Here is a 15,820-nt window from a genome sequence, read left to right as displayed (position 1 = left end):
TTGCGATAGCCACAGGTTGGCTCTCCCAGATCATCAGTAGAAGGCATCTCGCGTCGATAGCAGCTATTCCGGGCAGGCATGTTATGCATAGGCGCATTCGCGGCCCAACGAAGCGGCGCAGTGGCGGTGACTTGCATCGCAACCGGCGCCGCGGCCCGAAAAAGCGCACCGCACAGGAATAGGGCCTATTCTTCCCCGATGACTACCGCGTATTCCGACGCGAGCGGACGATACGCATCAACCAATGCAGGAACGCATTGGCGCACATGCAGCGGTCCGCGAATCCCCACGCCAGGGTATTGCGCGACCCCTTGAAAACTCACTATCGAGGTAATCATGACTCAAGCTCTGAAAGGCAAACTTGCACTCGTAACCGGCGCTTCTCGCGGTATCGGCGCCGCCATCGCAACCCGTCTCGCGCGGGACGGCGCGTCGCTCATCGTCCACTACGCGTCGAGTTCGGAACGCGCGGAGGCCGTGGTCAAGGCGATCCGCGATGCAGGCGGCGAGGCCGAGGCAGTGGGCGCCAATCTGTCGAAGCCGGAAGGTGTGACAGCGTTGATCGATTCAGTGGGCGGCGTCTTCGGCGGCAAGTTCGAAGGGCGGCTCGATATTCTCGTCAACAATGCGGGCACCGTTGAATACGGACCGTTCCTCGAGTCGTCGCAGACGTCCTATGACACGCACTTCAATCTGAATGTGCGTGCGCCGATCGAACTGGCGAAGGACGCGGCAAAGCGCATGATCAAGACGGGCTGGGGACGCATTATCAATGTGGGCTCCGCCTTCGGCGAAGCAGCGCCGCTGCCTGGCGTAACGCTTTACATCGCGTCGAAATTCGCCATTCGGGGCTTCACACGCGGTCTTTCGCGCGAGTTGGGGAAGTACGGCGTGACCGTCAACGCAGTCCAGCCCGGCCCGATCGACACTGAACTGTCTCCCCAGCCGGGGACGGAAGACCACGCAACGATGACCAGGCTCGCCAGCATGGGCCGCTTCGGTAAGCCCGAAGAAATCGCAGCGGCGGTAGCCTATCTGGCGAGCCCCGAAGCAGGCTACACCACCGGCGAAAGTCTGACCGTCGATGGTGGCTGGATTGCCTGAGGAAGCCGAAGTGCGGTCTCGCAGGCACGTTGCGAGACGCTGATTCACCGGCAGAAGCACGTGCGGATGCGAAAACATCCGCACGTGCGCCGGAGGCGGCCGTCGATCAAGTTAGGGCTTGACATGCGAATGCGGACGTCTATTCTTTACAAGAATACGCACGACTGTATTGCTGTCATGGGCAAACCATCATTTCGTGAAGACATTCTTGCCGCCGGCCTTCAGGTCATGCTTCGTTCAGGGTATGAGGGAGCAAGCGTGCGCGATATCTGTGCCGCCGCCGGTGCTCCTCATGGCTCCTTTACCAATCATTTCCGTTCCAAAGAGGCGTTTGCCGAGGAAGTACTGGACCGCTATTTTGCTCACACCAAGGGGTTGGTCGGACAGGCATTGGGCGACAGGTCACTGACTCCCCGGCAGCGGCTCAAACGGTATCTGGACATCATCAGCGGCGTATTGGCGGATGACAAATGGAATCGCGGTTGCCTGATCGGCGATTTCAGTCTTGAGACCACCTCTCAGAGCAAACTCTTGCGCAAGAGGCTTGAGGCCATATTCCAGGAATGGCGTGCTCCGTTCACATCATGCATCGCCGAGGCTCAAGCCGCCGGCGAAATCGACTCCACCTTCGATCCGCTGGATCTCGCCGAATTTCTTCTCGCTTCCTGGGAAGGCGCAATTCTCCGCATGAAGGTGGAGCGCGGTCCTGCCGCGCTCGATCGCTTCAAGAACATCGTTTTCCAGACTATATTCAAGGAGCAGAAATGAGCGTCCTTCCTGACGTTGTGCTGCCACATGTGAAGGTGCTGGGGTCCACCATGGCATACCGGGAGGCGGGGAATCCTGAAGTACCGGTGGCGCTTTTTTTGCATGGAAACCCGACATCGTCGTTCATATGGCGGAATATCATTCCGCTGGTTGCGCCGGTGGCGCATTGCATTGCGCCGGACCTCATTGGGTTCGGCCAATCGGGAAAGCCAGACATCGAGTATCGATTTGCCGATCATGTGCGCTACCTCGACGCGTTCCTCGATAACGCTGGAATCTCGCAGGCATACGTCATAGCGCAGGACTGGGGAACCGCGCTGGCATTTCACCTGGCGGCCCGCCGGCCCGAGTTTGTTCGTGGGCTTGCTTTTATGGAATTCACCTGGCCCATGCCGACCTGGGACGATTTTCATGCGGATGCGCGGGAAATTTTCCGGAAGTTCAGGACCCCCGGAGTGGGGGAGCAGATGATTCTTGAAAACAATGCGTTCGTGGAGCAGGTTCTGCCCGCGGCTACTGTACGAAAGCTGACGGACGACGAAATGTCTGTGTACAGGGCACCATTTCCAACCCCCGAATCACGTCGTCCGACCTGGCGCTTCCCGAATGAGTTGCCGATTGCCGGAGAGCCGGCTGATGTGTACTCAATCCTGGAGGAAGCACATCGCGCGCTCGAAGAGTCGGCTTATCCGAAGCTGCTTTTCACTGCAAATCCTGGTGCTCTGGTCTCGCCGAACGTTGCTGAAAAATTTGTAGATAAACTTAAGGATTGCAGAGTTGTTGAGCTTGGCGCTGGCATTCACTACCTGCAGGAGGACCATCCTGAAGTCATTGGCACTACTGTCAATGAATGGCTAGTCGGACTGGGAGCAGGGTCTAGCCCGAAACAAAGGCTCACATTGTAGGCTAGGCGGTTCTCTAAGGGTGCTGTCGAGCCGCACGGCTGCCCAATCGCGACATATCGCCGTTTGCACCAGACTTCCCGGCCGCCTGGCGTGGTCAATCCCTCTTTCGCGGCTTCGCCGTGAGGTGGATAATCAACCGGATACCCGCCGCGTGAGCCACTCTGTGTAGGGGCGCCCGGCAAAAGCGCCGACTCCTTCAGAACCTATGACCCGATCCGCGCAAGGCAGTGTGCTGGACCGCTTCCGCCGCTATCAACGTCTGTTGATGTTTGGCGGCGGGGCCGCGATCACGGTGGTTGTGCTGGCCGCGTTCATCATCAACGCGGTGTCCATCGTGCGTGCCTATGTCATGGTCCAGCGCCAGGAAATGTCGCTTAGTGCAAACCGGCTCTCCGACCTGTACACGCGCAACGCCGCGATTTTTCGAAACAATTTACGGATCTTCGAAGTCTCCTGGAGGGCCGATCAACGGGCCGACCCAGCCCTTGTTGATCAATTCAGCCACAACGGTCAGATACTTCGTCTTCAGAAGGCACCCGATCACGTTCCCGTGACGTTGGTCGGTGCATCTTCCGAAGTTCCGCCCGCTGTGGCAGTCAGCCGCTATATCCGGCTTGCTGAACAGTTGAGTCGCGCGTTTACGGCCGTGGCAGAGCGGAACGGAGGCGTATTGAACTCGTGGTTGTACAGCCGCGATCATGCGCTGGTGGGCATGGTGGCGGTGCCATGGCCCGGCGATGCGCGGATGGACAAGCTGCTTTCCGATCACGCGGCGCTTGTGGCCGCACTGACCGACCCCCACGGCAATCTTCTTGCTCCGGAAGACGCGCCATTGCGCGATCCCAGCACCGGGGACGTTGTGCTGCGCTGGCTCCCCACCTACGAGAGTCCTTTCAGTGGCAATCCTGCGATCCGGGTTGCAGCGACCGTGTTCGACGATAAGCAGAAGCCGTTCGGCGTCGTTGTTTGCGAGTTACCGGTTTCCGCAGTCACTGCTGCTCTGGGAAATACGGCATTTGACGGCTCGCTCTTGCTTTTCGCGCGCGATGGACAGGTGATCACGTCGGAAGCCGGGCGTCCGGTTGGCCCGGAGGCGTTAGCTGTCGCGCGCGCTCTGGGTGTGTCGGACATTTCCAAGGCGACGGGTCCAATCTTTCGCGATGGCCACATGCTGTTTGGCTGGCCAATCGGCGACAGGAGTGCAACGCTCGTTTTTGTCGAGTCGTGGCGCGCCATCGCGAGGGATGTGAGTGGTCCAGTTGGCGTGTCAGCCGCAACGATGGGAGCGATCATCCTGGTGGTATGGACGCTCATCCTGCTCTTCAATCGACGCGTCTTCCAGCCGGTTCTGGCGCGCTCGCAACGGGTGTTCGAAAGTGAGCACCTGAGCAGGACGCTGATCAAGACGGCGCCAGTCGGGCTCGGGCTGATTGCAGTGGAGAGCGGAAAGCCGCTGTTGCGTAGCCCGACGATGATCGACAAGGCGGCCCGGATGCTCGTCGAGGCGCCACCGCTGTCGGCGGAACTGGTTCGCCGTCACCTGCAACGGGGTGGGGCAATCGGGGCGAAAGAGGTGACTCGCGAGGAACTGACGCTGCCGACGCGTGAAGGCGGGACGATGGACCTCTCGGTTAGCGTCGTACCGGCGCGCTACCAGGGGCAGGACGTGCTGGTCACGGCGTTCACGGACGTGACAGCGGAAAAGAACCTCGAGCGGCAACTACGGGAGGCGAAGCGGTCGGCCGACTCGGCCAACGCGGCGAAATCGGCGTTCCTCGCGGCGATCAGCCATGAGATCCGCACGCCGCTGAACGCGATCCTGGGGAATCTGGAACTGCTGTCGCACTCGCAGCTTGATGCGTTGCAGCGCGACCGGGTGAAGACAATCCGCGGCTCGTCGGATGGGCTGCTCGCGATCGTCAGCGACGTGCTGGATTTCTCGAAGATCGAGGCCGGCGAGATGACGCTGGAGCGGATCGTGTTCGACGCGCAGGAGGTGGCCTCGCGAGCCCTGACAATGTTCGGACCGGTGGCGCGGGCGAAAGGCTTGAGGTTGGCGGGCGAGTTCGGTACTTCGGCGACCCAGCCGATGCAGGGCGATCCGACCCGGCTGGGCCAGGTGTTGAACAACCTGCTGTCGAACGCCATCAAGTTTACGAAGCGGGGCGAGGTCACGTTGCGGCTGTCGGTGAGGGCAGGCACGAACGATGAGGGCGGTCGCGACGATCGAGCTGGCTGGCTAGTGGTCGAAGTGCAAGACAGCGGGATCGGGATGTCGCCCGAGCAGCAGGCAATGCTGTTCCAGGCGTTCAGTCAGGTCGATGCGACGATCAGCCGGCGCTTTGGCGGCACAGGCCTGGGTCTGGCGTTGTGCGCGCGGCTGACGGACGCGATGGGCGGAACGATCGTAGTGCGCAGTGAGCCTGGCAAGGGCAGCATCTTTACCGTGCGGGTGCCGCTGGGGGACCGTGAAGCCGCGCCCGGGCCGGATAGTCCGCATTTCTCGGGCGAACTGGTGCTGTTCGTGGCAAATGCGGACGCATGGCATGCGTATGCGGTCTCAGCACTGGAGACATGGGGGCTAAGGGTGCAGGCGTACCGGCATCCGGCGCAATTCGATCCAGAGACGCTGGAGGAGGCGGACACATTGATCCTCTGTGGCGAGCGCGGGACCTGGCACGCGGATGATGAGCGCGACCTGCTGGAAGAGTCATCCTGGATCATCGACTGCAGTACGGAAGGTCCGGCCTATCCTGTCGCAACGGGACGGGTGGTGAAGGTGTCGAGCTATGGGCTGAAAGGGCTGGCGGCGGCGCTACGGTACACGTTGCAGGGCGAGCCGCTGGAGGTGGACAAAGAGACGCAGCGGGTGCTCTCGCGCAGGTTGAAGGTCCTCGTGGCGGAAGACAACGCGGTGAACCGGCAACTGTTCGAAGAGCAGCTGAAGCTGCTGGGTTGCGAGCCGCAGGTGGCGGAAGATGGGCAGCAAGCGCTGGAATGTCTGTCGCGGGAACGCTTCGACGTGCTGGTGACGGATCTGGCAATGCCGGTGCTGGACGGCTATGGCCTTGCCCGCGCGGCCCAGGCACGCTGGCCGGAGATGCCGATCGTAGCGGCGACGGCGAGTGCGACGCTGGAGGAGCGAACGCGGTGTGAAGCGGCCGGGATAGCGCGGGTGGTGACCAAGCCGCTGCAGCTGGATGAGCTGTCGGCGACGCTGTCGGAGGTGGCCGGCGTGCCGGGTATCCCGGTGGAAGCGGGGAGGCAGGAGGGCCAGCGTGATGGTGTGTTGGGCGGGCGGACAGTACCGGAGCAGGTACGAGCGACGTTTCTGAGATCGTGCGAGGCGTCACTAGCAGTGCTCCATGCAGCGTACGATGCCGGGGACGCGGCACGGATACTCGGGGAGTTGCACTCTCTGCGGGGGGCGCTGGCCGTGTTCGACTATGACGCGCTTGCAGATCAGTGTGCTGAAATGCAAACCACGATATCGAAGGAGGGTGTCCCCTCGGCGCATAATTTGATCGAGGCCTTCGACGGTCATTTGCGGGCAGTTATCGCGGCCGACGCGACCGATTTACGTCAAGTCCTGGCGCGCATCCTCGAGCTTGCAGAGCGGTCGGAAAGGGGCGACGCACTGCTGGAGATCGTCCGACTCGTGCGTAGGGCGTTGCCGCCCGCAGATCTGCGCCATGCGGAGGATGCGACGAGCGTCAAGGGTTTACCACGTTGAGGTGTTAGCGACGACAACGGAAAGAACGCGTGCCTACCGTGAAGACGTCGGGATATGAAATGAAAACGATAGCTATCCGTTGATTTGCAGTCCTGTTGAAATTGGGACCCCTGTACATGGATATTTTGAGGAGAGGCGTAGAAAGAAAAAGCGGTCATGAAATTGACCGCCCTTGTCGAAACCACTCGCCGGCCGTGCATGCGTCAAATTTCTGCGAAGTCGCTAGAGTCCGCATCAGTAGCCGTTGCTTTTGGTTGACCGATGGAAGCGGAAAATCCGACTTCGTATGCATATCTGAATAGCTCCGCATCGCGCTCGATTCCAAGCTTACGCATCGCGGTCCTTTTTTGGGCGCTCACTGTCTGCTTCGTCCGGTTCAACTGCGCAGCTATTTCGGTGATCGTGACGCCAGACACATAGAGACGCACGACCTCCGCTTCCCGGCTCGAGAGCGCGGACACGCTTTTGCTAGAGAACTGCGCGGGCGAGGCCACTTCGCCATGCTCGCGCGTGGTGGGTGAAAAATAGATTGCACCGGCATGCACCGCATGGATCGCCGTAATCAAACGGCCGATATCTTTTGCCTTGTTCAGCACCGAATGAATACCGATTTTCCGCATTTCGGCAGCAATGGCCATGTTGTCGATCGTAGTGAATACGACAATTTTCAGGTCAGGATGTCGGCGCCGCACGAACGACAGCATTGCCATGCCGTCACCGTATTCTCCGCCAGGCATCGAGTAGTCAGTGACGAGAATGTCGCACGGTACCCACGATAGCAAGTCGACAAGTTCTGTCGAGTCGCGGGCCGTTCCCACGACGTTGAGCGTGTGGATTCGCGATAATTCATGCTTGACACCGGCGATCAATGCCGGATGGTCGTCAGCAAGTATCAGGTTGATTCTCATGGTGCCTTCAATCGGTTGACCTGCTTATCGGGTAATTTCCGAGGAGCTTGTAATGTATTACCGACGATGAGACGCCTGTTTCGTATTGGCCAGATTTAATGCCGAAGCGTCTCTGACCAGTCTGAAATTTCGATCGAATCACATGTGGCAAACCCTAATTGCCATTCAAGACAATAGGACGCGGCGATGTCATGGGCCCCGAGGGACGTTTCGGTTTTCGCGGTGGAGCACAATCTGGTCAATACTTGGATTCGCGGGCGCATCGCGCCGGCCACGGGCGCTCAGAGAAGGATGACCGCAGACACCTCACGCCGGTGCTGCCGGGGACATTTTCCCTGCAAATAGCGCTGCATAAGCGCCGATATTTCGATGCGGCATCGAGCCATGTGCTCGCTCTTCGGTGAAGAGACCACTCATTCATGCAGCTTTGTGGGGTCGGTTGCGACATCGAGTCCGGTTTCGTAGGCAAAACGAAATAAATCGGCATCGCGGTCTATACCGAGTTTGCGCATTGCCCGGGTCTTCTGGGAACTGATTGTCTGTTTCGTACGATGCAGTCGCTCCGCGATTTCATTGATGGACATACCGGACACAAAAAGCCGGACGACTTCCATCTCGCGTGGGGTCAGCGTCCGTTCGCGTGCGTCCCCGCTAACGGACGCTTTAAGAAGCTCTCCTTCCTGAACGCGCGACGTCGAGCGAAAGTATGTGGCGCCGGCGTACACAGCGTGAACCGCCGAAATCAGATGACTGGTGTCATGGGATTTGCTCAATACCGCGTGCACGCCAAGCTTCTTGATCTCCTGGGCAAGGGCGGGGTTCTCTATCGTCGTGAAGACTATGATCTTGAGCTCCGGATAGGTTCTCCGCAGGTAAGCCAGCAGCGTCATGCCATCCCCGTACTCTCCGCCGGGCATTGCGTAATCGGTGATGACGACGTCGCAGGCCTTCATGTCCAGCAGTTTGATTAGTTCGCCGGAGTCTGCGGCGGTACCGATCACTTCCAAGGTGGGAAGTACGGCCAGACCGTGTTTGATGCCTGACAGTACGGCCGGATGATCGTCAGCGAGTACGAGGCGGATCTTCATGTTGCTCATGCAGACCTCCGCAGAATAAGAGTGAAGAGGGGATGTGACTGGCTATGCATAAACATGAAACTGACTTATCCGAGAATCCTATCCCAAAGCTCAGACTGACACCCGAAGAAAATAGTTAAATCTTGACTAGTCTGAAAACACTCGCATCTTATCTAGGATTAATCCAGTTTTCTGGGTCGATTTCTCCAGACTCCGCTTCGTGCCTTGATAATTGCTTTCAACGGGCGCATCGTGCAGAAATGACCTACGGCGCGCCGCTCATACACAGCATGAACCGGTGCCGCCATGTCGTCCAGTCCACAACATCACTCCCTGAATCAACTGCGCCGCTACAAGCGGCTCCTCGTGTTCGGCAGCGGACTGGTGACGACGGTCATGATGCTCCTCGCGTTCGCGTTCGCGACGCTGTCGGCTTTGCGCACGCACATTGCGGCGGAGCGGCAGGATTTCATCGTCGACCGCGATCTGATCTTGGGCCAGATCAGGGCGAGCGAAGAATCGTTCCGCACCGCGCTCGTAGGCGCAGAGCTGACATGGCATGAAGCGCCGAAGGTCGACTCCGCGCTCGTCAAGCGCTTTCGATCGGATGGGTATCAATTCGTTCTTCACCCGTCGCCTGCTCTGTGGCCGCAACGAATATTCGGAGTGAACGGCGATGCGCTGTCGGACGATGAGATAGGCCGCTATCTGGTTCTTGCGCAGGAACTCCGCCGCGCCCGCATCGTCCATTCACTGGCGCGCGGGCACCAACTTCCCGGTTATTTCTACGGCATGCGGCACGATATTGCCGGCATCATGCCTTCGCCTTCGTCTTCCAATCCGTCCATGCTCGGGACGCCCGCCGACCATAAGCATCTGATGACGGCCCTCGCGGAGGGCCTCGACAACCTGGCTGATATCCGTGCAGGCGGCGAATCCGATCAACGCCCATCCATGTTCTGGATACCGCCGGCTGTTAGTCCGCTGACCGGCAAGATGGCCATTCGCCTCGCTGCGCCCGCGTTCCACAATGGGTTGCCGTTTGCGATGCTGGTGACCGAATACGAACCAGAGTTTCTGACTACGCCGCTGCGTGTAGACCAGTTCGATGGTAACTATTTGATCGTGTCGGAAAAAGGGGAGATCGTCGCGAGCACGGCTGGGCATGCGCCGGGTTCCGTCCTTAAGGATGGCGAGCCGTCCTTAGGCGTTGCGAGGACGATCGGGGAGTGAAATCTGGCGGCACGGTGCTTTCACGATTGCCGAACGTCTTGGCGAGACGGGCTGGGTGCTTGTTTACACCTATACCTGGCGCGATATCGTTGCGGGCATAGGCAAGCAGATCGGTATCAGTGCGGGGATGACCATCGCTACGTTGGTGGCTGTATGGGTGTTCCTGACATATTTCAGGCGACGCGTGTTCAGGCCTGTTATCGAACGCTCGGAACGCGTATTCGAGAGCGAGCGCCTGAGCCGTACGCTGATCGACACAGCGCCAGTCGGATTGGGACTGATCGCAATGAAGAACGGCACGCCGCTTCTGTACAGCCCGACCATGGTCGAGACCACGAAGCTCCTGGTCGTGCCGGCGCCGACGCTGACGTCCGAACTGGCCGCACGGTACCGCGAGCGTAAACAGGAGGGCACATGCGGCGACAGCGGTATCATCCACGAGGAGTTGACGCTGCCCACGCGCGATGGCGGTTCGATCGATCTGGCGGTGAACGTGGCGCCTGCGCGTTACCGGGGCGAGGACGTGCTGGTCACGGCATTTACGGACGTGACAATACATAAGCGCCTCGAGCAGCGGTTGCGCGAGGCGAAGGAGACAGCGGACCTGGCCAGTGCAGCCAAGTCGGCCTTCCTGGCGATGATGAGCCATGAGATCCGCACGCCACTGAATGCGGTTCTCGGCAACCTTGAACTGTTCTCGCAATCGAGGCTCGATGCGTTGCAGCGTGACCGGCTGAAGACTATCCGCGCGTCGGCGGACGGGCTACTCACGATCATCAGCGACGTGCTGGATTTCTCGAAGATCGAGGCGGGCGAGATGACGCTGGAGCACATCGGCTTCGATGTGCTGGAGGTGGCGTCGCGCTCGCTGACGATGTTCGGGGCGGTGGCACGTGCTAAGGGGTTGCGGCTGTCGGGTGACTTCGGCGTGGTGACGGCGCGGCTCATACACGGCGATCCGACGCGGCTCGGGCAGGTGATCAACAACCTGCTGTCGAACGCGATCAAGTTCACCGAACGCGGCGAGGTGACGCTGCGGGTGTCGGCGGACGTCGGGGCGATGCTGTTGATTGAGGTGGAGGACAGTGGCATCGGCATGACGTCGCAACAGCAGACGGCGGTGTTCGAGCCGTTCAGTCAGGCGGACGCTACGGTCAGTCGCCGCTTTGGCGGCACGGGTCTCGGACTCACACTGTGCGCGCGGCTCGCGCAGGCGATGGGCGGTAGCATTGCGGTGCGCAGCGAGCCAGGCAACGGTAGCTGCTTCACCGTGCGAGTGCCCTTGGGCGAACCCGCGGCCGCGTCGGGGATGCCACGGTTTATAGGCGAGCCTGTGGTGTTTGTCGCCGCGGCCGATGCATGGCACGCCTATGCGGTGCCGGCGCTGCAGGCGTGGGGACTGACGGTGAACGCGTACCGGCACCCGGCGCAGATCGACGAGGCGATGCTGGACGAGGTCAAGGCAGTCATCCTTTGCGGCGAGCGCGACACGTGGCATGCGGATGACGAGAGCAGGCTGGTCGAGGGGGCATCGTGGGTGATCGACTGTAGTGCTGAGGGTCCGGCAAATCCCATGGCGAAGGGCCGTTTCGTCAGTGTGTCAAGCTACGGTTTGATGGGGCTGGCGAGCGCATTACAGCATACGCTGCGGGGCGTGCCGCTGGAATCGGCGGCCGAGACGCCGCAGTTGCTGCCGCGCCGGCTGAAGGTATTGGTGGCGGAGGACAATGCCGCCAACCGCAGACTGTTCGAAGAACAGCTGAAGCTCCTGGCCTGCGATGCGGTGCTGGCGGAAGACGGCAAGCGGGCGCTTGCGTGGCTGTCGCGACAGACCTTCGACGTGCTGGTGACCGACCTATCGATGCCGGAGATGGATGGCTATGCGCTGGCGCGCGAGGCGCGCCAGCGCTGGCCGGGAATGCCGGTGATGGCGGCCACAGCTGCGACCACGCTGGAGGAACGCAAGCGCTGCGAGGCGTTGGGCATCGCCCAGGTGGTGAGCAAGCCGCTGTCGCTCGCGCGGCTGCGGGCGGCGCTATCGGAGCTGACCGGTATGCCGGTTGACGCAGCGCAGGTAGATACCCGCCAGACGGAAGATGCCGGCGACGATCTCTTGGGCGGCGACGCATTGCCTAGCGACTTGCGGCAGGTGTTTCTCGCGTCGTTCGATGCATCGCTCGCGGCGATCGCCAGCGCTCAGCGGAACAATGACGCGGTGCGCGTGCTCGCCGAACTGCACTCGCTGCGGGGCACCCTGGGCGTATTCAGACAATGTGCGCTCGCGGAACGATGCGCCGCCCTGGACGCAAGGATTAGGAGCGAGGGCTTCGTCGGGCTGGCCGGCGTCGATATCGCGTCGTGTCTTCAAGAGATGCCGGAAATCGGATTGATGCATGCGTGACGCGGCGCATTCGCAGGAGCGTCCAGTTTCGGCGGCCGGCCGAAAAGCCATCCAAAATAGAATTGTCGAGGCGATAACTATCTTGAATCCGGGCGGTAAGCGGTTGGGATATTCGTCCTGCTTGAAGACTCCTCCCTAATCTGATCAATTATTTCCCGCCGTCTCTTCGGCGAAGCGCGAAGCAGGAGATTCATGGTTGAGATAAACTCGCGTTCCTCACTCTTACGCAGATCGGCGAACGCAAGTAGCGCTCGAACTGTTGCGCACCGTTCGTCATTTGACATTTCCATCTCCTATGGCATCACTTGACATCGCTATCTGATAAAACACAAGGAATTGAGGCACTTTGCTCCGTCTTTCATCAGATTCTCTATTGGATTGCGATGGTCATTTTCACGATGAATCTCCTCGACAGAAAAAACATGATGGCTTCTGCAACTGGCCTCGAGAGCAGCATCACAACACTCCCCACACACATTTGTTTAGGTTTGCCGAAATACACTCGCGTCAGTGAGACTGTATGGAACCGCTGCCCCTATGCTCGGCAACCGATGCCCGATAATCCTGACAGATTTTCACGGAATTGAGTTCGTGCAAACCGTGAAAAAAGAAGTGTTGAAATCAAGTTTGGGCGTTTAATACTTCTTAATAAATTTGACTGGTATGAAAGTTCGCATCGCGGATCCAGGTACTCATTGCGATTGCACGAAAGGCTAAATCGCGAAGACTGTTGTATTGTAAGGCTGTGCCGGAATGTCTTGTAAGGTTTTCGGGAATACCTGCGATTATCCACAGTTGTCACACTCAAACCAATGTCCAATTTCAATGTCGATAAGGCGATGCATGCCGCGCTAGATGAGCCTATTGCTAGGCCGCGGATCGTTGGTGCGTGTAGGTGGGTTATGCGGAATGCGGGTTGATCGGGGCGATGTTGAGCTTTCCAGCGATCAGGAACAGCACGGTGCGCATGGTGGTGAAGTTGGCATAGCCGCGCGCGCGTCGCCTGGCGGCCTGAAACAGGCCGTTGAGAGCTTCCAGGAAGCCGTTGGTCTGGCGCGTCTGTGTCCAGGCAACGATACCGTCGAAGTGCTTGCGAATCATGCGAGCCACCTCCTTCGTGGGTTCAACTTTGGAGTGCATCACGTTGGTGTACCACTGCTCGAGCATCGCGGAGACCACGCTGATCTGTTTGCGATGGGGGATGTCGCGCAATTGCTCCCGATACAGCCAGGCGCGGGCGGTACGCTGTGTCGTGGCGTCGGCGCCCAGCGCGTCGAGGTCGGTGCGCTGCGCCGCGGACAGCTAGTAGCGGTCCTTGAGCAGCGCGCAGCGCAGACCCTTGAGATCTGGGTCGGTCTCGCCGCGCCTTGTCCAAGGCAAACGACGCTTGGGCGACGACATGGAACTTGTCGAAAGTGATGCGAGCATTGGGCAGGTGAAGGCTTACGTCTTTGATGAGGGCGGCCGACATGTCGATGCTGACCGAGGTGATCTGCTGGGGTTTGGCGTGCTGCTCGCCCAGGTGGGCGGCGAACTGCTCGATGGTGGCGGCGTCCCGCCCTTCGGTAACGCACACGACCTTGCATCTGATCCTGCCCGCTTCGGACAGCAATTTTGGCATCAGTATTCAGGATAGCAACGGCCAGCATCTGCCTGTACGCGAGCCTTTTCCCTGGCGAACTTTTCGGCAAGCCAGGCACATATCGACGTGCCCTTGTCTGCGACGCTGGTTCCCCTCGGAACCCCGAAGATCGGACTTTTCACAGCCATCGTGACTGTGCAGATCCTCTACGACTGATCGAATAAGGGCGGGTACCCCGCCCTTACGTCATGTGGCCTGGCGGGGCGCCTCGCGCTCACTTTCGGACTAGTCAGGTCGAATGTGGGAGGTTTCATAACTGGTCGGATTTCAAAAAGATCTCAAAAAAATACAATGCAATCAGGTTGCAGGACAAACGACAGGTCCCCGGAGGGCAGCGAATCCGATCTCCCTGATGCCGGTTCATTTAGCCCGGCGTTACCTCGAATCGTCGGTCCCGCGAATTTTTGACGGAGCTCTGCTGGAGCATGTCATGTGAACATGATCTCCATATATTTCGGATAACTTAATACATCGTATATTTTTAATCATATGGAAATTGACGCAATGAACAAGTCCTGTATCAGCAACTGGATTCTGCTGGTTGCTCGGCGCAGCGCCCCCTAACCCGTTATCCCGTTTTTCGCGAAGGTCTGATCAGGCATGTCGATACGCATCGACATCCATGTTATTCGCATACCTGATTATTGTGAATTAATTTTAGAGAAATCAACATCATGAACAAGTCCTATATCAGTGTCTGGAATGAAGCCCTTGGGTCGTGGGTAGCGGCCTCCGAGAATACGGTTGCGCGCGGCAAGCGTAGCAAGTCGAAGGTCGTGGCTGGCGCAGTCGCCACTATGGTAGGCCTGGCAGGACTGATGGGTTCGCCCGCGGCAGAGGCGGCCGGTTCTGGTTTGCAGTTGTGCAATGGAAATGCCACCAACGGTTATTCCTGGGGCTCGGGTTCGGCAACGGGTGCCGCTTTGAACTGTAGCTACGGTGGGACGCAAACTGCATATGGCTTTTCGCTCAATAATGCTGGCACCGATACCGGAGACAACGGCTTCAGTACAGCGACGGCCCGCATAACCGGGTATGTAAACGGAAAGCTTGAACTGAAGGGCACGGGCGGCATTTCAATGCTTAACCAGGTGCAGATGAACAACAACACGATTACCGGGCTGGCCGCGGGCGCGGTGAACGCCACGAGCGTGGACGCGGTCAACGGCAGCCAGCTGTACGGCACCAGCAACTCGGTGGCGAGCGCGCTGGGTGGCGGTTCGACGGTGAACCCGGACGGCACGATCAGCGCGCCGAGCTACAGCGTGGGCGGCACGACGGTCAGCAATGTGGGTGCTGCGGTCAGCAACCTCGACGGCCGCGTGACGACGAACACGACCAACATCGCCACCGTGAACAGCGCCCTCACCACGGTGACTAACACGCCGATCACCTTCGCGGGCAACAGCGGTACGGTTGGCAAGAAGCTGGGTGACACTGTGACCATCCAGGGTGCGGCCACCACGGCCGGCACCTACTCGGGTGCCAACCTGAAAACGCAGGTGGACGGCAACGGCAACGTGCAACTGCAGATGGCGGACAACGCGGCGTTCACGTCGGTGACGACGGGCAACACGGTGATGAACACCAACGGCGTGACCATCGCGGGCGGTCCGAGCATGACGGCCAGCGGCATCGACGCAGCGGGTCAGACGATCAGCAACGTAGGCGCCGGCACCGCCGACACCGACGCGGCCACCGTAGGCCAGGTGAACGCGGCCGTGGCCAGTGCCGCGAATGCCGCGGCCGATGCGGTCAAGTACGATGACGCCACGCACACCAGTGTCACGATGGGGGGTGCCGGTGCGAGCGCGCCGGTCAAGCTCGGCAACGTCGCCAGCGGCGTGGTGAATGCGTCCAGCACGGACGCAGTGAACGGCAGCCAGCTGTACGGCACCAGCAGCTCGGTGGCGAGCGCGCTGGGTGGCGGTTCGACGGTGAACCCGGACGGCACGGTGTCGGCGCCGAGCTACAGCGTGGGCGGCACGACGGTTGGCAATGTGGGTGATGCGATCAGCAATCTCGACGGCCGCACGACGCAGAACGCGGA

Annotated in this window: 9 protein-coding genes and 1 pseudogene; 7 read left to right on the top strand and 3 right to left on the bottom strand. The window is 59.8% G+C overall.

Translation table 11 applies throughout. The features are described from left to right. The first annotated feature begins 336 nt into the window (after positions 1–336). The 4 genes from P0D89_RS17165 to P0D89_RS17150 all read left to right on the top strand — a co-directional run bounded on the left by P0D89_RS17165 (position 337) and on the right by P0D89_RS17150 (position 6,510). Positions 337–1,104: an SDR family NAD(P)-dependent oxidoreductase gene (locus P0D89_RS17165; protein ID WP_408359270.1), complete on the top strand. Its 768-nt coding sequence runs from the start codon at positions 337–339 to the stop codon at positions 1,102–1,104. Positions 1,105–1,233: 129 nt separating this feature from the next. Then, positions 1,234–1,872 (top strand): TetR/AcrR family transcriptional regulator, encoded by a 639-nt coding sequence (locus tag P0D89_RS17160; RefSeq protein ID WP_408359272.1) that lies wholly within the window; start codon positions 1,234–1,236, stop codon positions 1,870–1,872. Continuing rightward, positions 1,869–2,777 (top strand): haloalkane dehalogenase, encoded by a 909-nt coding sequence (locus P0D89_RS17155; RefSeq protein WP_408359274.1) that lies wholly within the window; start codon positions 1,869–1,871, stop codon positions 2,775–2,777. The genes P0D89_RS17160 and P0D89_RS17155 overlap by 4 nt, the downstream gene beginning before the upstream one ends. 205 nt (positions 2,778–2,982) lie before the next feature. Continuing rightward, positions 2,983–6,510 carry an ATP-binding protein gene (locus tag P0D89_RS17150; protein ID WP_408376927.1) on the top strand — a complete coding sequence of 1,176 codons (3,528 nt, stop codon included), beginning with the start codon at positions 2,983–2,985 and terminating at the stop codon, positions 6,508–6,510. A gap of 203 nt (positions 6,511–6,713) precedes the next feature. Here the strand turns inward: P0D89_RS17150 and P0D89_RS17145 are convergent, their stop codons facing one another. Together P0D89_RS17145 and P0D89_RS17140 are read right to left on the bottom strand one after the other, a co-directional pair. After that, complete coding sequence (locus tag P0D89_RS17145; RefSeq protein ID WP_408359278.1) at positions 6,714–7,418, bottom strand: response regulator; 705 nt, start codon at positions 7,416–7,418, stop codon at positions 6,714–6,716. 413 nt (positions 7,419–7,831) lie between these two features. After that, positions 7,832–8,506, bottom strand: a complete 675-nt coding sequence (locus P0D89_RS17140; protein ID WP_408359292.1) for a response regulator — start codon at positions 8,504–8,506, stop codon at positions 7,832–7,834. A 423-nt stretch (positions 8,507–8,929) separates the two neighbouring features. Here P0D89_RS17140 and P0D89_RS17135 point away from each other — a divergent pair, with 423 nt between their 5' ends. Further along, the gene (locus P0D89_RS17135) at positions 8,930–9,727 is read left to right on the top strand and encodes a hypothetical protein (RefSeq protein WP_408359280.1); all 798 of its coding nucleotides are present in this window, start codon (positions 8,930–8,932) and stop codon (positions 9,725–9,727) included. A gap of 286 nt (positions 9,728–10,013) precedes the next feature. Next, the gene (locus P0D89_RS17130; RefSeq protein ID WP_408359282.1) at positions 10,014–12,128 is read left to right on the top strand and encodes an ATP-binding protein; all 2,115 of its coding nucleotides are present in this window, start codon (positions 10,014–10,016) and stop codon (positions 12,126–12,128) included. A gap of 900 nt (positions 12,129–13,028) precedes the next feature. On the opposite strand, the pseudogene P0D89_RS17125 reads toward P0D89_RS17130, so the two are convergent. Continuing rightward, positions 13,029–13,710: pseudogene (locus tag P0D89_RS17125) on the bottom strand (transposase); the annotation flags it as partial. A gap of 734 nt (positions 13,711–14,444) precedes the next feature. On the opposite strand from P0D89_RS17125, the gene P0D89_RS17120 reads away from it, so the two are divergent. Beyond that, positions 14,445–15,820, top strand: a 1,376-nt coding sequence (locus P0D89_RS17120; protein ID WP_408376926.1) for an ESPR domain-containing protein, incomplete at its 3' end; no start/stop codon positions are given.

This window comes from Paraburkholderia sp. RL18-085-BIA-A (assembly GCF_046027075.1).
In the GTDB taxonomy this organism is placed as follows: Bacteria; Pseudomonadota; Gammaproteobacteria; order Burkholderiales; family Burkholderiaceae; genus Paraburkholderia.
The sequence above is the reverse complement of the archived record's forward strand: the minus strand, read 5'-3'. Positions and strand labels throughout refer to the sequence as shown.